Here is a 21,611-nt window from a genome sequence, read left to right as displayed (position 1 = left end):
CAATGAGCGAACAGGCTTACGACTCATCGAGCATCAAGGTTCTCAAGGGCCTGGATGCGGTACGCAAGCGGCCCGGCATGTACATCGGCGACACCGACGATGGCACAGGCCTGCACCACATGGTGTTCGAGCTGGTGGACAACTCCATCGATGAGGCCCTGGCCGGCTATTGCAGCGAGATCCGGGTGATCATCCATCCGGACGAGTCGATCACGGTCAGCGACAACGGCCGCGGCATTCCGACCGACGTGCACGAGGAGGAGGGCGTGTCGGCGGCCGAGGTGATCATGACCGTGCTTCACGCCGGCGGCAAGTTCGACGACAACTCCTACAAGGTTTCCGGTGGCCTGCACGGCGTCGGGGTCTCGGTGGTCAACGCGCTCTCCGAAGAGCTCAAGCTGACCATCTGGCGCAACGAGCAGGTCCACGAGCAGGTCTACCGTCACGGCGTACCCGTGGCGCCGTTGTCGGTGGTTGGCAAGACCGAGCAGAGCGGCAGCCGGGTGCACTTCAAGCCCTCGCCCGAGACCTTCCACAACATCGAATTCCACTACGATGTGCTGGCCAAGCGGTTGCGCGAGCTGTCCTTCCTCAACTCCGGCGTCGCCATCCGGCTGATGGACGAACGCACCGGCAAGGAAGAGCTGTTCCACTACGAGGGCGGCCTCAAGGCGTTCGTCGACCACCTGAACACCAACAAGACGGTGCTCAACCCGGTCTTCCACTTCAACGTCGAGCGCGAGGACGGCGTCGGCGTCGAGATCGCCATGCAGTGGAACGATACCTTCGCCGAGAACATCTTCTGCTACACCAACAACATCCCCCAGCGGGATGGCGGCACCCACCTGGCCGGTTTCCGCGCCTCGCTGACGCGCACGCTGAACCACTACATCGAGGCCGAGGGCCTGCTCAAGAAGGCCAAGGTCAGCACCTCCGGCGATGACGCCCGCGAGGGCCTGACCGCGATCATCTCGGTCAAGGTGCCGGACCCGAAGTTCTCCTCCCAGACCAAGGACAAGCTGGTCTCCTCCGAGGTCAAGACCGCGGTGGAGCAGGAGATGGGCCGGCAGTTCGCCGAGTATCTGGTCGAGAAGCCGAACGAGGCCAAGTCCATCGTCAACAAGATGCTGGACGCGGCCCGCGCCCGCGAGGCGGCCAGAAAGGCCCGCGACATGACCCGCCGCAAGGGGGCGCTGGACATCGCCGGCCTGCCCGGCAAGCTGGCCGACTGCCAGGAGAAGGACCCGGGCCTCTCCGAGCTGTTCCTGGTCGAGGGCGACTCGGCCGGCGGCAGCGCCAAGCAGGGCCGCGACCGTCGTACCCAGGCGATCCTGCCGCTCAAGGGCAAGATCCTCAACGTCGAGAAGGCGCGCTTCGACAAGATGCTGTCCTCGGCCGAGGTCGGCACCCTGATCACCGCGCTCGGCTGCGGTATCGGGCGCGAGGAGTTCAACCCCGACAAGCTGCGCTACCATTCCATCATCATCATGACCGATGCGGACGTGGATGGCTCGCACATCCGGACCCTGCTGCTGACCTTCTTCTTCCGCCAGATGTCGCAGCTGATCGAGCGCGGTCACGTGTTCATCGCCCAGCCGCCGCTCTACAAGATCAAGCGCGGCAAGCAGGAGAGCTACCTCAAGGACGAACAGGCGCTCACCGACTACCTGACCACCACCGCCCTGGACGGCGCACGCCTGCACGTGAGTGCCGATGCCCCGGGCATCGGCGGCGAGCACCTGCAGTCGCTGGTGGATCAGTATCGTGACGTGATGCGTCGCATCGAGCGCCTGTCGCGGGTCTATCCGGACGTGGTATTGCGCAAGATCGTCCACGCCGCTCGCGTCGAGGGCGAGGAGAGCCTGCGCGACCGTGTCGCCATGCAGGGCTGGATCGACTACCTGCAGCGTGAGATGGATGCCCTGGTCGACTACGAGGGCGGTCCGCGCTACAGCTTCCGCCTGGAAGAGGACAGCGAGCGTGGCTTCTACCTGCCGGCGGTGACCCTGCTCGCCCATGGTGTCACCACCGACTACGTGTGGGGCGTCGATTTCTTCACCAGCGCCGACTACCGCGCTATCGCCGGTCTCGGCGAGACGCTGGACGGTCTGGTCGAGGAGGGCGCCTTCGTGGCTCGTGGCGAGCGTCAGCAGCCGATCGACAGCTTCTACGACGCCCTGGAGTGGTTGATGAACGAGGCCCAGCGCGGCCTGTCCATCCAGCGCTACAAGGGCCTGGGCGAGATGAACCCGGAGCAGCTGTGGGAGACCACCATGGATCCCGAGACACGCCGCCTGCTGCGCGTGTCCATCGAGGATGCCGTGGCCGCCGACATGATGTTCAACACCCTGATGGGCGACGAGGTCGAGCCGCGCCGCGACTTCATCGAGCGCAACGCCTTGGTGGCCAACCTGGACATCTGATCGCCCGGCGCGATGTTTCACGTGAAACATCGCGCCGGCGCAGTGGCCCGTATCCCCGCCGCCAGCCACATGAAAAAGCCCGCCATCCTGAGATGGCGGGCTTTTTCTATTCAGGACCCGAGAATGTCTCGATCCCTGGGGCAGGGCCGGCGAACGATGGCGTTGGAGAGCGTTCTTCGGATGGCGCGGCGGGCGGGCTATCGGGACGCGTCGCCGGCCAGCAACCAGTCGACGAAGGCGGCCAGGTCGTCGAACACTTGGGTCCGATCGTCACTGGTCCGCTCTGGGTGCCTGGCCAGGGTGCGCTCGCCCTTGCCGGTGCGCACCAGCACCGGCCGACAGCCGACCGCTTCGCCGGCTTCCAGATCGCGCAGGCTGTCGCCGACCATCCAGCTGCCCTCGAGGCTCTCGATCCCGAGCTTGGCGCCGAGCTGCTTCAGCAGCCCGGGCAGCGGCTTGCGGCAGTCGCAGCCGTCGTCGGGCCCGTGGGGGCAGTGCACGATCTGGGCGATCTTGCCGCCAGCCTCGGCGACGAGCGCATCCAGGTGATCGTGCATCGTCGCCAGCGTCGCCTCGTCGTAGTAGCCGCGGGAAATGCCCGACTGATTGGTGGCTACCGCGACCGTCCAGCCGGCCCTCGACAGGCGGGCGATGGCGTCGATGGCCTGGGGATAGGGCAGGAACTCGTCGAGCGACTTCACGTAGTCGTCGGAATCCTGATTGATCACGCCATCCCGGTCGAGGATGACTAACTGGGCGGCAGGCTTCTCGGCACGCGGCATGACGGCTCCGGGCAGGATGGATCGAAAGCGGCAGTGTTTCACGTGAAACAGGCGATGCCAAGCGGGCAGGTCCTGGTGACGTCAGTGGGTTGGCGCCCTGACTGGACGAGTGTTCCACGTGAAACATCGGCGACCGGTGAGAGGTGACAAGGGAGAGGAGCAAAGGGAGAGGAGATAGTAGCGAGTCGCGGGGAGGGGAGGCTGGTCATCAGTGCCGGCGCCTTGATCGGAGCGATGTTCCACATGAAACATCGGCACAAAAAGAAGGGCCGGCGAGTCGCCTCGCCGGCCCTTTCGCGTCGCTCGCTTTGCTTAGTGCTGGAGCTCGGCGATGTCCGCGACCTCGAGGAACAGCGCCTGGAGGCTGGCCAGCAGGGCCAGACGGTTGCGCTTCACGGCCTCGTTATCGGCCATCACCATGACGTCGTCGAAGAAGCGGTCGACCGGCTCGCGCAGAGTCGCCAGCACGTCCAGGGCATCGCTGTAGCGTGCCTCGGCGAACAGCGGGGCGACTTTCTGGTGGCAGCTGCTCAGCGCCTCGGCCAGGGCCTTCTCGGCGTCTTCCTGCAGCAGGCCGGCGTCGACCTCGACGGTCACGTCGCCGCCCTGCTTGGCGAGGATGTTGGAGACCCGCTTGTTGGCGGCGGCCAGGGCAGCGGCTTCCTCGCGGCGGGCGAAGGCGTTCACCGCCTGCAGGCGACGGGCGAAGTCCAGCGGCTTGTTGACCGGGCGGGTACGCACGGCCAGGTAGACCTCGGCGCCGATGCCTTCGTCCTGGGCCCAGGCGCGGAAGCGGTCGAGCATGTAGCCCAGCACCTCGTCGACCAGGCCGTCGGCGTAGGGCAGTTCCTGATGCTGGGCGGCGGCCAGCTCGAGCAGCTCGCGCAGGTCCAGATCCAGCTCGCCCTGGATCAGGATGTTCAGCACGCCGATGGCGGCGCGGCGCAGGGCGAACGGGTCCTTGGTGCCGGTGGGGCGCTGGCCGATGCCGAAGATACCGGTCAGGGTGTCGAGGCGGTCGGCCAGGGCCAGGGCCTGGCCGGTGCGGGTCTGCGGGATGGCGTCGCCGGCGAAGCGTGGCAGGTACTGCTCCTCGAGCGCCTGGGCGACCTCGGCGTCCTCGCCGTCATGGGTGGCGTAGTAGCGGCCCATGATGCCCTGCAACTCGGGGAACTCGAGGACCATCTCGGTCACCAGGTCGCACTTGGCCAGTTCGGCGGCGCGGCGAGCCTGATGCACGTCGCCGTCGATGCGACCGGCGATGAAGGCGGCCACGGCGGCGTTGCGGTGGGACTTGTCGCCCAGCGAGCCGAGCTTCTGCTGGAAGACCACGCTGGCGAGGCCCTCGACGCGAGCGGCCAGCGGCTGCTGGCGGTCGGTCTCGTAGAAGAAGGCGGCATCGGCCAGACGCGGGTGGATCACCTTCTCGTTGCCGCGGATCACCTGCTCCGGCTCGGCACTGTCGATGTTGGAGATGGTGATGAAGCCGGGCTTGAGGTTGCCCTCGGCGTCCAGCAGGTGGAAGTACTTCTGGTTGGCCTTCATGGAGGAGACCAGGCACTCGGCCGGCACTTCGAGGAAGCGCTCGTCGAAGCCGCCGGCCAGGGCGACCGGCCATTCCACCAGGCCGCTGACCTCGACCAGCAGCTCCTCGTCGATCACCGCCTGGGCCTCCTGGACCTCGGCCTCGGCCAGCACCTGCTCGCGGATGCGCTCGCGGCGCTTGTCGCGGTCGGCCAGCACCCAGGCCTGTTCCAGCGCCTCGAGGTAGTCGTCGGCGTGGGCCAGCTCGAGCGGCTCGGGGGCGTGGTAACGGTGGCCGCGGGTGGTGCGGCCGGCGCTCAGGCCGAGGGCGCTGGCCTCGACGACGTCGCTGCCGTAGAGCATCACCAGCCAGTGGGCCGGGCGGGAGAACTCGATACGCGAGGCGCCCCAGCGCATGTTCTTCGGCACCGGCAGGCCGGCGATGGCCTTCTCGACGATGGCGGGCAGCAGGGCGGTGGTGGCCTCGCCCTGCTGCTGCTCGCGGTAGCCGAGCCAGGTGCCCTTGTCGGTCTCGAGGTGGATCAGCTGGTCGACCTCGACGCCGCAGGAGCGGGCGAAGCCCTGGGCGGCCTTGGTCGGCTCGCCTTCCTTGAAGGCGGCGGCCAGCGCGGGGCCGCGGCGCTCGACCTCACGGTCCGGCTGCTTGTCGGCAAGCGCCTCGACGCGCACGGCCAGGCGACGCGGGGAGCCGTAGGCGGTCACCTCGCCGTGGGCGATGTCGGCGTCGGCCAGCCCGCGGGACACGCCCTCGGCCAGGGCGTCGGAGAGTTTGTCGATCGCGCCCGGCGGCAGTTCCTCGACGCCCAGTTCGACCAGAAAGCTATCGGCTGCCATCTCAAGCGTCTCCTTCGGCAAGCAGTTCGCGGCGCAGGGCTTCGGGGGCCAGCGGGAAGCCGGCGGCCTTGCGCGATTCGTAGTAGGCGTGGGCCACGTCACGGGCCATGGTGCGCACGCGCAGGATGTAGCGCTGGCGTTCGGTCACCGAGATGGCGTGGCGGGCGTCGAGCAGGTTGAAGGTGTGCGAGGCCTTGAGCACCTGTTCGTAGGCGGGCAGCGGCAGGCCGGCCTCGATCAGCTTGCTGCATTCGCCTTCCTGATGGTCGAAGGCGGCGAACAGCGCCGGCACGTCGGCGTGCTCGAAGTTGTAGGTCGACTGCTCGCGCTCGTTCTGCAGGAAGACGTCGCCGTAGGTGACCTTGGTGCCGTCGGGGGCGACGGTCCACACCAGGTCGTAGACGCTGTCGACGTCCTGGACGTACATGGCGATACGCTCGATGCCGTAGGTCAGCTCGCCGGTGACCGGGTAGCACTCCAGGCCGCCGGCCTGCTGGAAGTAGGTGAACTGGGTCACCTCCATGCCGTTGAGCCACACTTCCCAGCCCAGGCCCCAGGCACCGAGGGTCGGGGATTCCCAGTTGTCTTCGACGAAGCGGATGTCGTGAACCAGCGGGTCGAGGCCGAGACGCTTGAGCGAGCCCAGGTACAGCTCCTGGAGATTGGCCGGGGACGGCTTCATCACCACCTGGAACTGGTAGTAGTGCTGCAGGCGGTTGGGGTTCTCCCCGTAGCGGCCGTCGGTGGGACGGCGGGAAGGCTGCACGTAGGCGGCATTCCAGGTCTCGGGACCGATGGAGCGCAGGAAGGTCGCCGGGTGGAAGGTCCCGGCGCCGACCTCCATGTCCAGGGGCTGGAGGACCACGCAGCCCTGTTCGGCCCAGTACTGCTGCAGGGCCAGGATCAGGCCCTGGAAGGTTGTCACGTCTGGCGTCGACTGTGTCATTGCGGAAGCACCGTTGGCCATGAATTCACGAGCGGTCAAGTATACAATCACGGGCAGATCGGTTATAGGCGCAGCCCGGAATACCTGGGGCCATCGTCGTCGGGCGAGGGCTCGGGGCTGATCCGTCGACGGAGCGGCGAGAGGGCGCTGTACCCCCTCCCTGGGCGCTACCGACGCCATCCATGGCGTAGGACCCTCTCTTCGCTCCGTCCCCGGCGCCCCTCATCATCGGCCCAACCGCGGTGGCTCCACCCGCATAGAGAGGAATCCCCATGATCGTAGTGACAGGCGGAGCCGGCTTCATCGGCTCGAATCTGGTCAAGGCACTCAACGAGCGCGGCCGCAACGACGTGATGGTGGTCGACGACCTGAGCGACGGCACCAAGTTCGTCAATCTGGCCGACTGCACCCTCGGCGACTACCTGGACAAGGACGACTTCCTGGCCCGGGTGAAGGCCGCCCTCAACGGCGAGACCTCGCACCTGCCGCCCATCGAGGCGATCTTCCACGAGGGCGCCTGCTCCGACACCACGGAGTGGGACGGCCGCTTCATGCTCGAGAACAACTTCGAGTACTCCAAGGAGCTGCTGCACTTCTGCCAGCTCAAGGGCATTCCCTTCATCTATGCCTCCTCCGCGGCCACCTACGGCGGCAGCGAGGTGTTCCGCGAGGAGCCCGAGCACGAGAAGCCGCTCAACGTCTACGGCTACTCCAAGCTGCTGTTCGACCAGTATGTGCGCGCCCGCCACGACGAATTCGAGAGCCAGGTGGTCGGCTTCCGCTACTTCAACGTCTACGGCCCCCGCGAGCAGCACAAGGGCAAGATGGCCAGCGTCGCCTACCACCACCACACCCAGATCAGCGGCGGCCAGGACCTCAAGCTGTTCGGCGCCTGGGACGGCTACGAGGCCGGCATGCAGAGCCGCGACTTCATCTACGTCGGCGACGTGGTCGACGTGAACCTGTGGTTCCTCGACCATCCCGAGGCCTCCGGCATCTTCAACCTCGGTACCGGCCGTGCCGAGCCGTTCAAGGCGATCGGCGAGGCGGTGGTCGACTACTACGGCAAGGGCAAGATCGAGTACATCGACTTCCCCGACGAGCTCAAGGGCCGCTACCAGAGCTACACCCGGGCCGACATCGCGCGGCTGCGCGAGGCCGGCTACGACCGCGAGTTCCACACCGTCGCCGAAGGCGTGAAGGCCTATCTGGAGTGGCTGAATGCCTGACCCGGGCGAGCGCATCCTGGTCGTCGGCCCGTCCTGGGTCGGCGACATGGTCATGGCCCAGAGCCTGTTCAAGACGCTCAAGGAACGCGACCCGGCGGCGACCATCGGCGTGGTGGCGCCGGCCTGGTCGCGGCCGATCCTCGAGCGGATGGAAGAGGTCGACGAGGTGGCCGCGCTGGAAGTCGGCCACGGCGAGTTCGGCTTGGCCGCGCGGCGCAAGCTGGCGGCCTCGCTGCGCGGGCGCTTCGACCGCGCCATCGTGCTGCCGCGCTCCTGGAAGTCGGCACTGGTGCCCTTCCTGGCGCGCATCCCGCGGCGTGTCGGCTTCCACGGCGAGCAGCGCTACGGGCTGCTCAACGAACGCCGCCGCCTCGACAAGGCCGTGCTCGACCAGACCGTGAAGCGCTTCGTGTCGCTGGGGCTGCCGGCCGGCGAGGCGGCACAGGGCGACTTCCCGGTCCCGCGCCCGGCGCTGCGGCGTGACGACGCCAATCTGGCATCGCTGCACGCCTCGCTCGGTATCGGGAGCCGCCCGGCCATCGCCATGATGCCCGGCGCCGAGTACGGCCCCGCCAAGCAGTGGCCGCTCGAGTACTTCCGCCGCCTGGCCGAGGCGCTGATCGCCGAGGGCTTCGAGGTGCGGGTGATGGGCGGCCCCAAGGACGAACCCGCCGGCGAGACCATCGCCGGCGGGCTCGAGCATGCGCATAACCTGTGCGGCAAGACGCGGCTGGCCGACGCGGTGGACCTGCTCGCCGACTGCCGCCAGGCGGTGACCAACGACTCGGGGCTGATGCACGTGGCCGCCGCCGCGGGCACCCGCATCCAGGCGATCTACGGCTCCTCGTCGCCGGCCTATACGCCGCCGCTCACCGGCGACGCCGAGATTCACTACCTGGCGCTGGACTGCTCGCCCTGCTTCGAGCGTACCTGCCCGCTGGGTCACACCAACTGCCTCAAGCAGCAGCCGCCGGAGAAGATCCTGTCGGCCATCCTGGCCGGCTAGCCGCGGCCTACGGCGCTTCGTCCGAACGCTCCGCCCGGACCGACGCCGGCTCCGGGCGGGGCAGGTCGAGCCCCTCCCACAGCCGGCGCTGCAGGGCGGTCTCTTCCTTGAGCCGGGCATTGATCGCCTCCAGCCCGTGGCGCTCGACCAGCGTCGGTTCCCGCGACAGCAGCGAGACGCCGAGCCCCGCGCGGTGGTGCGCGATGCGAAAGCCCATGGCCTCCAGCACGGTGGGCAGCACGTCGAGCGTCGACCCCTCGCGGTCGAGACGGCGCGGAATCAGGTCGTTGTGCAGCAGCATCAGGGTATTGGCGCGGGGGCCGGCGATCAGTTGCTCCCAGGCCGAAACGCGCATGGTCAGGTGATCGCTGGCGATCACCACCAGGGTGTTGGCCAGCAGCCCCTCGGCCTCCAGCCGTTCCACCAGCCGCTTGGCCAGCCAGGCCGAGCATTCCACCGCATAGAGGATGTCCTCGCCGTCGTGATCGCCCTGGCGCGCCTCGCAGGCCCGGGCCGGGTAGCCGGCGGGCGGATGGGTGCCGAGGCTGAGCGCGATCACGCCCCAGGGGCCGCCCTCCGCCTCGCGGCGGCGGATCTCCTCCCGGGTGAAGGCATAGAGGCTGTCGTCGTACAGCCCCCAGCTGTTGAGATAGTCGGGGTCCTCGAGCCGTGGGGCCAGGGTCTCGCGGCCGCGCACCCGTGTGACGCCGTGGCCGGTGTAGAAACGGCCCTTGCCGGCGAAGCGGGTGCTGGCGCCGCCGAGATAGCTCAGGGCATAGCCCTGGGCCGACAGCAGGTCGCCCAGGCAGTCGACGCCCGGCACGACCCGGTCCAGGGGCTCGAACTGGCTGTCATGCAGCAGTCCCGCCGGCATCAGCGGCGTGCCGCACTGGCTGGCGATCATCCCGGCCATGGTCCAGCCGGTGTTGTCGAGCTGGCGGATTCCCTCGAAGACCACGCCGCGTCGGCCCAGCTCGGCGAGCGGCCCGTAGGCGTCGCCGAAGCGTTCGCGGTCGGCATAGGTGCGTTCCAGGCTCTCCAGGTAGAGCACCAGCAGGTTGGGCGGATCGGCCGGCGCCGCCTGGATCACCGGCGGCACGTAGCGGCGATCCAGCCAGGCGCCGTCCTCGGTGACGAAGGCCATGCCGCGCTGGCCGAGCCCCAGTAGCATCGGATTGCCGAGCAGCAGCACCGCGGCCAGCAGGCGTTCATGGCGAGCCCAGCGGCCGTCGCGCCGCACCAGCCAGGTGAAGGCGGCCAGTACTGCCAGCATGGCGAGGGTATAGAGCACGGCGGCGACCAGCCGCTCGCCGCCGCCGTGATCGCTGATGCCGGCCTGCAGGTGGAAGAACACCGCCCCCAGGTCGACATCGCCGAAGCTGTCGGCCAGATAGACGTAGATGCCCCACAGGCTCAGCGGCAGCAGCGACCAGGGCCAGCGGCGCCGCGGCATCGGTGCGGCCGCGTCGTCGCCCCAGCGCAGGCGATGGGCCAGCCACAGCCAGCCGGCGGCGATCGGCCACAGCGCCAGGGCCGGCAGCCGGGTCACGGTGACGACGGCAAAGCCCAGGGCCACGCCTAGGGTCAGCAGCGCCCATCCGCGCGGCCGCTTCAGGCGGGCGGGGATGGCATCTTCAGCGTTCGTTCTGTTCCGCACGCTCGTTCTCGTAGAGCTCGTTGAGTTTGGCGTACTTCATGTAGGCGTGGAATGCCGTGGTCATGGCCACGGTGAAGCCGTCCGCGCCCTGGAAGAGGCCGCCCTTGAGGATCAGCTTGCGAAAGGTGGCGGTGGCCGCATGCAGTGCCGGCCGCACGGCCGAGGGCCGTTTGCCACGTTCCTTCATTGCCCAGGCATCGCGGCTGGAGAGCGCGTCGATGCGGCTGATCCAGTGTGACAGGTCACGATAGGTGAAGTGGCGGAGATGGGCGTCCAGATCCGTCACCGAAGGCGCCTGCACCGAGGAGTGCGCCTTCTTGGGCAGATAGCCCGAGGTGGTGCGGTTGTAGAGCCGGGTGACCGGGTCGGGGTAGAAGCCCGCGGCGCGGATCCAGTGGCGGCCGGCAAAGTTGCGGCGCCTGAAGCGAAAGGCCTGCTGCGGATCGTCCAGCGCCAGGCCCTGGATCGCCGCGACGGCGTCGTCGTCGAGGCGTTCGTCGGCGTCCAGCGCCAGGATCCAGTCATGGGCGGCCTGGGGCACCGCGAAGGCCTTCTGCGGGCCGTCGCCGAGATAGGGCTGATGAATCACCCGGGCGCCGGCGGCCTCGGCGAGCGCCACGGTGTCGTCCTGGCTGCCGGAGTCGACGACGATCACCTCGTCGCAGACCCGTTGCAGGGAGGCGATGCAGTCGGTGACGTTGTCGGCCTCGTTGAGCGTGATGATGATGCCGGAGATGGGCGTCATGGGCGGGTCTCGCTGATCGAAGGAGAGGTCAGGTGCGCGGCGATGGACTCGGCGGCGGCGGCCAGGTCGATGGCCGCCATGTCCGCCTCGTGGGCGCCCTCGGGCGGGCAGAAGGCCAGGCGCCGGGCCTCGGCGTTGCAGGTCTGCCAGCGTAGCGGCGTGGCCGAACGCCGCGCAGGATAGAAGCCGGCGGTGGGGCGGTCCAGGCAGGCGGCGACGTGCAGCGGTCCGGTGGAGCCGGCGATGAACAGGTCGGCGGCCACGAGGCTCCTGGCGAAGGCCTCGAGCCCCGGGCTCGGCGGCAGGCGCCTGGCCTCGAGTCCGGCCTCGCGCAGCGTCTCGCACAGGGCATCGGCGTTGTCGGTCTCCCCGGGGCCGGCGGTGATCACCCAGGCCGGTGTCTTGCCCGCCTCGCGCAGCCGGGCATCGACGTCGCGGGCCAGCCGCGCGTAGGCCTCGGGCGTGAGGTTGACCGCCGAGCCGCCGCTGCCGGGGTGAAGGAACAGCCACGGGCGGTCATCACCGAGCCCGGTAGCCTCGGCCACGAGTGAGCGCTGGCGCGCGTGCTCGCCGTCATCCAGCGGCCAGCAGGGCGGCGCCGGCCGCGTCGGCACCGCGATGCCCAGCGCCTCGAGCAGCGCCTCGGCGAGCTCCAGGTTGTAGACGTACTCGGGTTTCTCCGAGCGCGACCTGCGCTGGGTGACGCGGCGGTTGTAGAATAGCTGGGCCCACTTGGTGGCCGGCGCCAGGCGCAGCGGAATGCCGGCGCGCCAGCCCAGCCAGCCGACGCGCGGCGTGGAGTAAAGCGTCAGCAGCGCATCGAAGCGCCCGGCCTTCAGCTCGGCCAGCAGTTCGCGCCGTCCCTCACGGCCGGCGTCATCGCCCGGGTCGAGGATCACCTCGTCGATCCACGGGCAGGCGCGGGCCAGCGGGGCGGTATAGCTCGGCACCAGCACGCTGACGTGGGGGCGCGGCGAGGCGGCCTTGAGGGCCGCCAGGGCCGGCCAGGCCAGCATGAAGTCGCCGAGCTTGTCGTTGCGAACCACCAGCAGGCGCGGCGGCCGTTGATCGGAGAAACTCGTCATGGGGCTCCCGAGCCCCGACACCGAATGGAGGATGCCTTGAGACCCAAGGTCATGCAGCTCTGCCTCTCGAACGGCTGGGGCGGACTGGAAATGTATCCTGCGCGGATTATACCCGAGCTGGCTCGTCAGGGGTGGGAGGCCCACGGCCTGGCGCTTGAAGGCTCGCGGGTGGCGGCGAGCCTCGAGGCCGCCGGCGTCACGCCGCTGACGGTGCCATCCCGCGGCCAGGCGCTGTGGCGGGTCGGTCGCATACTGGCCTATCTCAAGGCCCACGGCATCGAGGTCATCCACTGCCACAAGTCCAGCGACCTGCGCCTGGGTGCGCTGCTGGCGACCCTGCGCCCGGGGCTCAGGCTGTTCTTCACCGACCACATGGGCGTCACCCGGCCCAAGCGCGACTTCTACCATCGCTGGGCCTACGGCCGGGTCACCCGGCTGTTCTCGATCAGCGAGGCGACCCGCGCCCGCAATCTCGCGGCCTTCCCGCTGCCCGCCGAGCGCATCCGCCGGCTCTACCTCGGCATCGATCCGGCGCCCTACGTCGAGCGCCTCGCCGATGACGAGCGTGACACGCTGCGCGGCGAGCTGGGCGTGCCCGAGGGCGCGGTGGCGATCGGCCTGCCGGGGCGCATCACCCCGGGCAAGGGGCAGCGGGTGTGGGTCGAGGCGCTGGCGTCGCTCGCAGAAAACCGGCCCGATTCGGCCTGGCATGGCGTGATGATCGGCGGGCTGACGGCCGAGGAGGGCAGCAACGCGGCCTTCGTCGAGGCGCTGCGCGAGCGCGTCGAGGCGCTGGGGCTCGGCGCGCGGCTCACCTTCGCCGGCTTCCGCGCCGACCTGCCGCGCTGCCTGCAGGCGCTGGACGTGGTCTGCACGCCGTCGCGCAACGAGGCCTTCGGGCTGACGGTGATCGAGGCCATGGCCGCCGGCCGGCCGGTGGTGGGGGCGTCGAGCGGAGCGATTCCGGAGCTGGTGAGCCCGGACACCGGCCGACTGGCCGACCCCGAATCCCCCGAGGCCTGGGCCGCGGCGCTGGCCGAGCTGGTCGACGACGGCGCGCTGCGCGAGCGGCTCGGCGCGGCGGGCCGGGCGCGGGTGCTGGAGGACTTCACCCTGGCGCGCCACGTCGAGGCGCTGGTGGCGGAGTACGCCGGTCAGGCGGCGTCGCCGGCCTCGTAGCCGCGACGGATGGCGGCCATGGCGGGGGCGGCGTCGAACTTGGTCAGCGAGCGGGCCAGCCGTTCGAGGTTGGCCTCCTGCCACTGGCCGGGCGCGCGCAGACGGCAGCGGTCGAAGTCGATCAGCCACACGCTGTCGTCGTCATCGACCAGCAGGTTGCGGGCGTTGAGGTCCACGTGGTCGAGGCCGGCGTCGTGGAAGCGGCGCACCGTGGCGCCGACCCGGGCCAGCAGGGCGTCATCGGCGTCATGGAGCCGCTCGGCCAGGGCGCGGGCGCCGTTCAGGCGCACGGTGATCAGGGCGGCCTCGTAGCTGGGGCCGTGGCGTGTCGTGACCGCCGCCACCGGGCGGGGCACCGGCAGGCCGAGCGAGAACAGGTGGGCGGTCAGGCGCAGCTCGCGGAAGGAACGGCTGCGTTCGGCGCCGGTCCACAGGTAGCGCGATTCGCTGATCCTGGCCACCAGGCCACCGCGGCGGTAGGGGCGCAGCACCCACTCGGCATCGCCGGCGGCCAGGAACAGGCTGGCCCCGCGGCCGGGTGCCTCTCCGGTGACGCGGCCCTGCCGGCGCCAGTGGTCGGGATCGAAGGTGAGCGGGCCGATTTGTGGCGCCCCATCGGCGTCACATAAACTGTCCGCATCATATAAAATGTAAACCTTTCCCGTTTGAAGCGTTGCCAATCGCATGAAGCATCCTCTGCCCGCCAGCCCCGCCCATATCGGCGTGCTGCGCCTCTCCGCCCTGGGCGATGTCTGTAACCTGGTTCCGACGATCCGCGCGCTGCAGCGTCAGTGGCCCGATGCGCGCATCACCTGGATCATCGGCAAGGGCGAGCACAGTCTACTGGCCGGCATGTCGGGGGTCGAGTTCGTCGTCTACGACAAGGCCACGGGCCTGGCGGGGATGCGCGAGCTGTGGCGGCAGCTGGCGGACACGCGCTTCGACGTGCTGCTGCACATGCAGCAGGCGCTGCGGGCCAGCGTGCTCTCCCTGGGCCTCAAGGCCGACCTGCGCGTCGGCTACGACAAGGCCCGTGCCAAGGATGCCCAGCACTGGTTCACCCACCGCCAGCTGGCGCCGCACCCCCGCGCCCACGTGCTCGAGTCCTTCCTCGACTTCGCCCGGCTGCTGGGCGTCGAGGATCTCTCGCTGGCATGGGACATGCCGATCCCCGCCGCCGCCCGTGACGAGGCCGCGGCGCTGACCGGGGATGCGCCCTACCTGCTGATGAGCCCCTGCGCCAACCCGCGGCTGCGCAACTTCCGCAACTGGTCGGCGGAGGGCTACGCCAGCGTGGTCGAGCACGCCTGGGTCCAGCACGGCCTGAAGACGGTGCTGACCGGCGGTGGCAGCACCCAGGAGCGCGAGATGGGCAGCCGCATCCAGGCGCTGTCCCAGCCCGGCGCGGTGATCGACGCCATCGGTGGCTCCTCGCTCAAGGGCCTGCTGGCGCTGATCGACGGCGCCCGGGCGGTGGTGGCGCCGGACTCCGGTCCGGTGCACATGGCCAACGCCCTGAACACCCCGGTGGTCGGCCTGTTCGCCACCACCAACCCGGACCGGGCCGCGCCCTACTGCTGGCGCGAACACGTGGTGAACCGCTATCCCGACGCGGTGCGCCAGTTCCTGCACAAGGACCCCGAGACGCTCCCCTGGGGGCAGCGGGTCCGCCATCCCGACGCCATGTCGCTGATCCAGGCCGACGACGTCATTCGCCATCTCGAGGCGGTGCTGGACACCGCCGCGTCCCGTCAGGAAAGGGAGCCTTCCGATGAAGCTTGATCTGACCGCCCTGGAGCATTCCCGCCTGCTGGTGGTGGGCGACGTGATGCTCGACCGCTACTTCCATGGCGGCACCTCACGGATCTCGCCCGAGGCCCCGGTGCCGGTGGTGCGGGTCGAGGAGGCCGAGGATCGCCCCGGCGGCGCCGCCAACGTGGCGCTCAACATCGCCTCGCTGGGCGCGCGGGCGGCGCTGGCCGGCCTGGTCGGCGACGACGACAACGCCGACCTGCTGAGCCGCCGCCTCGAGGACGCCGGTGTGAGCACTCACTTCGCCCGAAGCGCCGACATACCCACCATTACCAAGCTCCGTGTGATGAGCCGCAACCAGCAGCTGATCCGCCTCGACTTCGAGCAGAGCCTCGGCGACGTGGACACCGGCCCGCTGGCGGAGAAGGTCGAGACGGCCCTGGACGCCGCCGACCTGGTGATCCTCTCCGACTACGGCAAGGGCACCCTGGCCGACGTCCAGGGGCTGATCGGCCGGGTGCGGGCCGCCGGCAAGCGGGTGCTGGTCGATCCCAAGGGCAGCGACTTCCGCAAGTACCGCGGTGCCAGCGTGATCACCCCCAACCTGGCCGAGTTCGAGGCCGTCGCCGGGCCCTGCCCGGACGATGCCACCCTGTCCGAGCGCGGCGAGGCGCTGCGCGCCGAGCTGGAGCTCGAGGCGCTGCTGATCACCCGCAGCGAGAAGGGCATGACCCTGATCCGCGAGGGCCACGAGCCGCTGCACCTGCCGACCCGCGCCCGGGAGGTGTTCGACGTCACCGGCGCCGGCGATACCGTGATCGGCGTGCTGGGTCTGGCGCTGGCCGCCGGCCACGGCTTCCCCGAGGCCATGACCCTGGCCAACCTGGCCGCCGGCCTGGTGGTCGCCAAGCCCGGCACCGCCACGCTGTCCGTCGCCGAGCTCTACACCGCCCTGCACGGCGACAAGCTGGCCGAATTCGGCGTCATCGCCGAGGCGCCCCTGATCGAGGCGGTGCGGGCCGCTCAGGCCCGTGGCGAACGGGTGGTGATGACCAACGGCTGCTTCGACATCCTCCACGCCGGCCACGTGGCCTACCTGGAGCACGCCCGCCGGCTCGGCGACCGGCTGATCGTGGCGGTCAACGACGACGCCTCCATCGGACGGCTCAAGGGACCCAAGCGGCCGATCAACCCGCTGGCTCGCCGCATGCAGGTGCTGGCCGGGCTGGGCGCGGTGGACTGGGTGGTGCCCTTCGCCGAGGACACCCCGCAGCGGCTGATCGAGGCGGTGCTCCCTGACGTGCTGGTCAAGGGCGGCGACTACCGCCCCGAGGACATCGCCGGCGGCGAGGCCGTGCGCGCGGCCGGCGGCGAGGTGCGGGTGCTGGGCTTCGAGGACGGCGTGTCCACCACGGCGATGATCTCCACCATCCTCGACCGCGAGGCCTGATGGCCGGCCACCCCTGGGTGCGGCGCGGCTACTCCGCCGCGCTGCTTGCGCTGTCGCCGCTGGTCTGGCGACGGGTGTGGAAGGAGAGCCTGCCCGGGCGCTCCCGCGTCGAGCGGCTGGGGCGCATCGTCGGCTCGCCCGAGGGCGCCCACAGCCTGTGGCTGCACTGCGCCTCGGTGGGCGAGGTGCAGGCCGCCCGGCCGCTGATCGAGGCCCTGGCGCGGCGTCATCCCGACCGCCGCCTGGTGATCACCACCATGACCGCCACCGGCGCAGAACGCGCCCATGCCGTCGCCGAACGCCTTCAGGGCGAGGCGCATACAGCCGAAGTGAGTCATCACTTCGTGCCGCTGGACTTCCCCGGCGCCGCCCGGCGTTTCCTCGATCGCCTGCGTCCCGATCTCGCCATCTTCTTCGAGACCGAGCTGTGGCCCAACCTGCTGGCCGGCTGCGAGCGGCGGGGCATTCCGGTGGCGGTGGTCAACGGCCGGCTCTCGCCGCGGGCCTTCCAGGGCTATCGTCGCCTCGGCAGGCTGATGGCCGAGGCGCTGTCTCACGTCAGCTGGCTGGGGGCCAAGTCCGAGGCCGATGCCGAGCGCTTCCGGGCGCTGGGCATGGCGGCGGAGAAGGCCGAGGTGACCGGCTCGCTCAAATTCGACCTGGCCCGTGATGACAAGGCCTTCGAGGTGAGTGAACGCTTGCGAACCGGGTTCGGAAAACGCCCGGTGTGGGTGGCGGGCTCCACCCACGAGGGCGAGGACGAGGCGCTGCTCGAGGCCCACGCGCGGCTGCGGGAGCGCTATTCCGAGGCGCTGCTGATCCTGGTGCCGCGCCATCCGCGGCGCTTCGAGGCGGCGGCCGAACTGTGCCGCCACGAGGGCATGTCGCTGGCGCGGCGCTCGCGGGACGAGGCGGTGACCGGCGAGATCGCGGTCTATCTGGGCGACACCATGGGCGAGCTGTCGGCGCTCTACGGTGCGGGCGATGCGGCCTTCGTCGGCGGCAGCCTGGTGCCGATCGGCGGCCACAACCTGCTGGAACCGGCCGCCATGGGCGTGCCGGTGCTGACCGGCCCCGAGCTCGCCAACTTCACCGACGTGGCCGAGGCGCTGCGCGAGCGCCAGGCACTGGTGGAGATCACCGATGCCGCGACGCTCGCCGAGGCGCTCGTGCGCCTGCTCGGCGACGCGGCGGAGCGGGAACGCCTCGCCGTGGCCGGTCGGGCGGTGGTCGAGGCCAACCGCGGCGCCCTGGCGCGCACGCTGGAAGGCCTCGAACGGCTTCTTTGATCGAAGTGAGCGCTCACTTCTTTGGCGGGGCGAGGCCGAGCCGGGGACCAACGGAAGCGAGGGGGTTTTGGCCATGGATGGCCAGCACCGGTCCTGCAAGCGGAGCAGGATGCGAGAGCGCCGCAGGGCCAAAGAAGCGCCCACGGATGGGTCTATAGCGCCCTCGCGCCGGTTTGCCCCGAGGCTCTCATATCACGCTTCTGGCGTTAGCCGCTCGACGCCCTGGTCGGTGCCCAGCAGCAGCACGTCGGCGCCGCGGGCGGCGAACAGGCCGTTGGTGACCACCCCGACGATGGCGTTGAGCTGCGCTTCCATGGCCACCGGATCGTCGATCATGAACTCATAGCAGTCGAGGATCTGGTTGCCGTTGTCGGTGACCACGCCCTCGCGGTAGACCGGGTCGGCGCCCAGCTTGACCAGCTCCCGGGCCACGTAGGAGCGGGCCATGGGAATCACCTCCACCGGCAGCGGGAAGTCACCCAGGCGCTTCACCTTCTTGGAGCCGTCGGCGATGCACACGAAGCGCTGGGCGCAGGCGGCGACGATCTTCTCTCGGGTCAGGGCCGCACCGCCGCCCTTGATCATCTGAAAGTGAGCGTTCACTTCGTCGGCGCCGTCGACATAGACGGGTACGGTGCCGACCTCGTTGAGCTCGAAGACGTCGATGCCGTGGCCGCGCAGGCGCTCGGCGCTGGCTTCCGAGCTGGCCACGGCGCCGCGAAAGTCGCCGCTCAGCGCGGCCAGCTGGTCGATGAAGCGGTTGGCGGTGGAGCCGGTGCCGACGCCGATCACCACGTCGCGCCCGAGCAGCGGGCGGATCTCGTCGATGGCGGCAGCGGCCACGGCGTCCTTGAGTTCGTCCTGGGTCATGGAGGGCTCGTCTGGCTGGAGGGTGGAAATGCCGCGCCATTATAGGCCATGGCGCCTCGCCGTGCTGGACGCCGTGCCGGCGCGAATGCTACCAATAGAGGTTCCCTCCGCGCCGCGTCACGCGGCCCCTCGCGCTACTATCGGAATGTCAGGATGCTCGAAGATACCGTCAAGAAGATTCTCCAGGCCCGGGTCTATGAGGCCGCCCGGGAAACGCCGATCTCGTCGGCTCCCTTCCTGTCCCGCCGATTCGACAACCAGATTCTGATCAAGCGCGAAGACCTCCAGCCGGTCTACTCCTTCAAGATTCGCGGTGCCTACAACAAGATGGCGCAGCTCAGCGACGAGCAGAAGGCCAAGGGCGTGATCGCCGCCTCGGCGGGCAACCACGCCCAGGGGCTGGCCATGGCCGCGAAGCAGATGGGGGTCAAGGCGGTGATCGTGATGCCGCGTATCACCCCGGAGATCAAGGTCGCCGCGGTGCGCGCCCGGGGCGCCAGGGTGGTGCTCAAGGGCGATGCCTTCGGCGAGGCCGCGGCCCACGCCCAGGAGCTGATCGAGGAACACGGCTACACCTACATCCCGCCGTTCGACGATATCGACGTGATCGCCGGTCAGGGCACCGTGGCGGTGGAGATCCTGCGCCAGAATCCCGGCCGGCTGGACGCCATCTTCGTGCCGGTGGGCGGCGGCGGCCTGATCGCCGGCGTGGCCGCCTACGTGAAGTACCTGCGCCCGGAGATCAAGGTGATCGGCGTGGAGTCCGAGGACAGCGCCAGCCTCAAGGCGGCCCTGGACAGCGGCGAGCGCGTGGTGCTGGACCAGGTCGGCGTGTTCGCCGAGGGTGTGGCCGTGGCCCAGGTCGGCGCGGCGCCCTTCGCGGTGATGCGCGACCTGGTGGACGACGTCATCACCGTCAACACCGACGAGATGTGCGCCGCCGTGAAGGACATCTTCGAGGACACCCGCGCGGTCTCCGAGACGTCCGGTGCCCTGTCGCTGGCCGGGCTGAAGAAGTACATCCAGCAGACCGGCGCCAGCGGCGAGACCCTGGTGTGCATCAACTCCGGGGCCAACACCAACTTCGACCGCCTGCAGCACATCGCCGAGCGCACCGAGCTGGGCGAGCAGCGCGAGGCGATCCTGGCGGTGACCATCCCCGAGCGACCGGGCAGCTTCAAGAAGTTCTGCCGCACCATCGGCAAGCGCATGGTCACCGAGTTCAGCTATCGCTATGCCGATCCCGAGCAGGCGCACATCTTTGTCGGGGTGCAGGTCAAGCCGGGCGGCGAGGACCGTCAGGCGGTGATCGACAAGCTGCGCGAGGCCGACTATCCGGTGGAGGACCTCACCGACAACGAGCTGGCCAAGCTGCACCTGCGCCACCTCGGCGGGGGCCGTCCCCAGGAACGCTTCGACGAGGAGGTCTATCGTTTCGAGTTCCCGGAGCGTCCCGGCGCGCTGATGAACTTCCTCACCCATCTGCCCCACGACTGGAACATTTCGCTGTTCCACTATCGCAACCACGGCGCCGCCTACGGCCGCGTGCTGGTGGGGATGCAGCTGCCGGAGGACGACCGCGGCCACGTCGAGGAGCACTTCGACGAGATCGGCTATCGCTACTGGAAGGAGTCGGACAATCCCGCCTATCGCCTGTTCATGGCGTGACCTTCCCCAAGCCGGTGAGTAAGCGGTCGCTTGCCCGCTGTGCTCGGCCATGACGGCGTTGTTTTTCCTCGTGCCCCGAGTATGACGGTTGTCATGCTCGGGGTCTTTCGCTAGGCTGTGGCCTCGTTCGAGACGCCTGGCCGAGCGCGTTTGCACGGTTCGTGTGCCCTCCTCGCGGTCGATCGGTCTAGAAACCGTGAACAAACGGTGTTCGATAAGGCAAATGTGCCTTTCGAGGCGATCTCGACGTCGTATAGTCGATAGCAGTCAACGTCAGCCGGCGCTCGGGAGATCCCCGAATCGCCGCCGTCACATCGAAGGGAGTCGACGATGAAGCGCAAGCCCGACCTGGTCATGATCCTGGTGCTGATCTTCGGTATCGGTGTCGTGGCGACCGGCTACGCCCAGGCGCTGGTCGGCCAGTAAGCGCCGCCGCCCAGGACGATTCCCGAAAAAAAGCGGTCGATGCTCAGGCATCGGCCGCTTTTTTCATGTCAGGAAGACCGTGAGGGCATCAGGGGCGCACCACGCGGCGATCGCTGACGATGGCGTCCAGCGGCACGTCCCAGGGCGCCACCGGCAGGCGCTCGACGCGCTGGCAGTCGTGGGCCAGGCCGATCAGGCGCGGACGCGGCCCGCTGCCACGGGTGAAGGCCAGGGTACGGTCGTAGAAGCCGCCGCCCATGCCGATACGCTGGCCGTCGTCGTCGAAGCCCACCAGCGGCATCAGGATCAGGTCCAGGGCCCAGGCCGGCGTGCGGCGGGCGCGATGGGCGCCGTGGCGGGTGCAGGGCTCCGGGATACCGAAGCGATTGGTCACCATCGGCGTGCCGGCGTGGTAGTGCACGAACCACAGGGCGTTGTGGGAAAGCGGACGCAGCACGGGCAGATAGACGCGGGCACCGCGGCCGTTCAGCCAGGGCATCAGGCGGGTCGGATCGATCTCGCCGTCGTTGGGCAGGTAGAGGGCCACGCGCCGGGCGCGCTGGACTTCGGGGAGATGCCGCAGGCGATGGCACAGTCGCCGGGCGGCCTGATATTGCTCTTGCGCGCTCAGCTGGCGGCGGCGACGGCGAAGGTCACGACGCAGGGCGCGTCGTTCGTCGTCTCTCACGGCGTGAGCGGCGGTGTCTTGCAGATCGGTCATGCGG

Annotated in this window: 17 protein-coding genes; 8 read left to right on the top strand and 9 right to left on the bottom strand. The window is 69.4% G+C overall.

The window, feature by feature from the left end:
• Positions 1-2 precede the first annotated feature (2 nt).
• Positions 3-2,423: a DNA topoisomerase (ATP-hydrolyzing) subunit B gene (gyrB, locus tag CVH10_RS06145; RefSeq protein WP_106488125.1), complete on the top strand. Its 2,421-nt coding sequence runs from the start codon at positions 3-5 to the stop codon at positions 2,421-2,423.
• 197 nt (positions 2,424-2,620) lie between these two features.
• Here gyrB and gmhB read toward each other — a convergent pair whose 3' ends face one another.
• The 3 genes from gmhB to glyQ form a co-directional block, all read right to left on the bottom strand.
• Complete coding sequence (gmhB, locus tag CVH10_RS06140) at positions 2,621-3,205, bottom strand: D-glycero-beta-D-manno-heptose 1,7-bisphosphate 7-phosphatase (RefSeq protein ID WP_035594580.1); 585 nt, start codon at positions 3,203-3,205, stop codon at positions 2,621-2,623.
• Between the two features lie 312 nt (positions 3,206-3,517).
• A complete protein-coding gene (gene glyS / locus CVH10_RS06135) occupies positions 3,518-5,584 on the bottom strand; it encodes a glycine--tRNA ligase subunit beta (protein WP_106488124.1) in 2,067 nt (688 codons plus the stop codon).
• Position 5,585: 1 nt separating this feature from the next.
• Entirely contained in the window at positions 5,586-6,530 is a 945-nt protein-coding gene (gene glyQ / locus CVH10_RS06130) for a glycine--tRNA ligase subunit alpha (RefSeq protein ID WP_035594586.1), read from the bottom strand.
• A gap of 272 nt (positions 6,531-6,802) precedes the next feature.
• Here glyQ and rfaD point away from each other — a divergent pair, with 272 nt between their 5' ends.
• Positions 6,803-7,759, top strand: a complete 957-nt coding sequence (gene rfaD / locus CVH10_RS06125; protein ID WP_035594590.1) for an ADP-glyceromanno-heptose 6-epimerase — start codon at positions 6,803-6,805, stop codon at positions 7,757-7,759.
• A complete protein-coding gene (waaF, locus tag CVH10_RS06120; RefSeq protein ID WP_106488123.1) occupies positions 7,752-8,765 on the top strand; it encodes a lipopolysaccharide heptosyltransferase II in 1,014 nt (337 codons plus the stop codon). Before rfaD ends, waaF begins: the two co-directional genes overlap by 8 nt.
• A 7-nt stretch (positions 8,766-8,772) precedes the next feature.
• On the opposite strand, the gene CVH10_RS06115 is transcribed toward waaF, so the two are convergent.
• From CVH10_RS06115 to CVH10_RS06105, 3 genes are read right to left on the bottom strand one after another with little or no spacing between them, the layout of a single operon-like run.
• Positions 8,773-10,356, bottom strand: coding sequence for a sulfatase-like hydrolase/transferase (locus CVH10_RS06115; protein ID WP_181244365.1), 1,584 nt, complete (start codon positions 10,354-10,356; stop codon positions 8,773-8,775).
• Between the two features lie 43 nt (positions 10,357-10,399).
• A complete protein-coding gene (locus CVH10_RS06110) occupies positions 10,400-11,167 on the bottom strand; it encodes a glycosyltransferase family 2 protein (protein ID WP_035594596.1) in 768 nt (255 codons plus the stop codon).
• Positions 11,164-12,252 (bottom strand): glycosyltransferase family 9 protein, encoded by a 1,089-nt coding sequence (locus CVH10_RS06105; RefSeq protein WP_035594598.1) that lies wholly within the window; start codon positions 12,250-12,252, stop codon positions 11,164-11,166. The genes CVH10_RS06110 and CVH10_RS06105 overlap by 4 nt, the downstream gene beginning before the upstream one ends.
• A gap of 36 nt (positions 12,253-12,288) precedes the next feature.
• Between CVH10_RS06105 and CVH10_RS06100 the strand changes: the two genes are divergently transcribed.
• On the top strand, positions 12,289-13,431 hold the full coding sequence (locus CVH10_RS06100) for a glycosyltransferase family 4 protein (RefSeq protein ID WP_369335742.1): 1,143 nt from the start codon (positions 12,289-12,291) through the stop codon (positions 13,429-13,431).
• On the opposite strand, the gene CVH10_RS06095 is transcribed toward CVH10_RS06100, so the two are convergent.
• Positions 13,407-14,117 carry a 3-deoxy-D-manno-octulosonic acid kinase gene (locus CVH10_RS06095; RefSeq protein WP_106488121.1) on the bottom strand — a complete coding sequence of 237 codons (711 nt, stop codon included), beginning with the start codon at positions 14,115-14,117 and terminating at the stop codon, positions 13,407-13,409. The two genes, CVH10_RS06100 and CVH10_RS06095, sit on opposite strands and share 25 nt — an antisense overlap.
• Here CVH10_RS06095 and CVH10_RS06090 point away from each other — a divergent pair.
• From CVH10_RS06090 to waaA, 3 genes are read left to right on the top strand one after another with little or no spacing between them, the layout of a single operon-like run.
• Positions 14,116-15,213 carry a glycosyltransferase family 9 protein gene (locus tag CVH10_RS06090; RefSeq protein WP_035594607.1) on the top strand — a complete coding sequence of 366 codons (1,098 nt, stop codon included), beginning with the start codon at positions 14,116-14,118 and terminating at the stop codon, positions 15,211-15,213. The genes CVH10_RS06095 and CVH10_RS06090 overlap by 2 nt on opposite strands.
• Positions 15,203-16,633 carry a bifunctional D-glycero-beta-D-manno-heptose-7-phosphate kinase/D-glycero-beta-D-manno-heptose 1-phosphate adenylyltransferase HldE gene (hldE, locus tag CVH10_RS06085; protein ID WP_035594610.1) on the top strand — a complete coding sequence of 477 codons (1,431 nt, stop codon included), beginning with the start codon at positions 15,203-15,205 and terminating at the stop codon, positions 16,631-16,633. The genes CVH10_RS06090 and hldE overlap by 11 nt, the downstream gene beginning before the upstream one ends.
• Positions 16,633-17,922, top strand: a complete 1,290-nt coding sequence (gene waaA, locus CVH10_RS06080; RefSeq protein WP_106488120.1) for a lipid IV(A) 3-deoxy-D-manno-octulosonic acid transferase — start codon at positions 16,633-16,635, stop codon at positions 17,920-17,922. Before hldE ends, waaA begins: the two co-directional genes overlap by 1 nt.
• 192 nt (positions 17,923-18,114) lie before the next feature.
• On the opposite strand, the gene rpiA is transcribed toward waaA, so the two are convergent.
• Positions 18,115-18,792, bottom strand: coding sequence for a ribose-5-phosphate isomerase RpiA (gene rpiA, locus CVH10_RS06075; protein ID WP_035594616.1), 678 nt, complete (start codon positions 18,790-18,792; stop codon positions 18,115-18,117).
• Positions 18,793-18,840: 48 nt separating this feature from the next.
• On the opposite strand from rpiA, the gene ilvA reads away from it, so the two are divergent.
• Positions 18,841-20,460, top strand: coding sequence for a threonine ammonia-lyase, biosynthetic (gene ilvA, locus CVH10_RS06070; RefSeq protein WP_369335741.1), 1,620 nt, complete (start codon positions 18,841-18,843; stop codon positions 20,458-20,460).
• A gap of 514 nt (positions 20,461-20,974) precedes the next feature.
• On the opposite strand, the gene CVH10_RS06065 is transcribed toward ilvA, so the two are convergent.
• Entirely contained in the window at positions 20,975-21,607 is a 633-nt protein-coding gene (locus CVH10_RS06065; RefSeq protein ID WP_106488118.1) for a 5-formyltetrahydrofolate cyclo-ligase, read from the bottom strand.
• Positions 21,608-21,611 lie beyond the last annotated feature (4 nt).

Origin of the sequence: Halomonas sp. ND22Bw, assembly GCF_003011945.1 — a bacterium.
GTDB classification, from domain to species: domain Bacteria; phylum Pseudomonadota; class Gammaproteobacteria; order Pseudomonadales; family Halomonadaceae; genus Halomonas; species Halomonas halophila.
The sequence above is the reverse complement of the archived record's forward strand: the minus strand, read 5'-3'. Positions and strand labels throughout refer to the sequence as shown.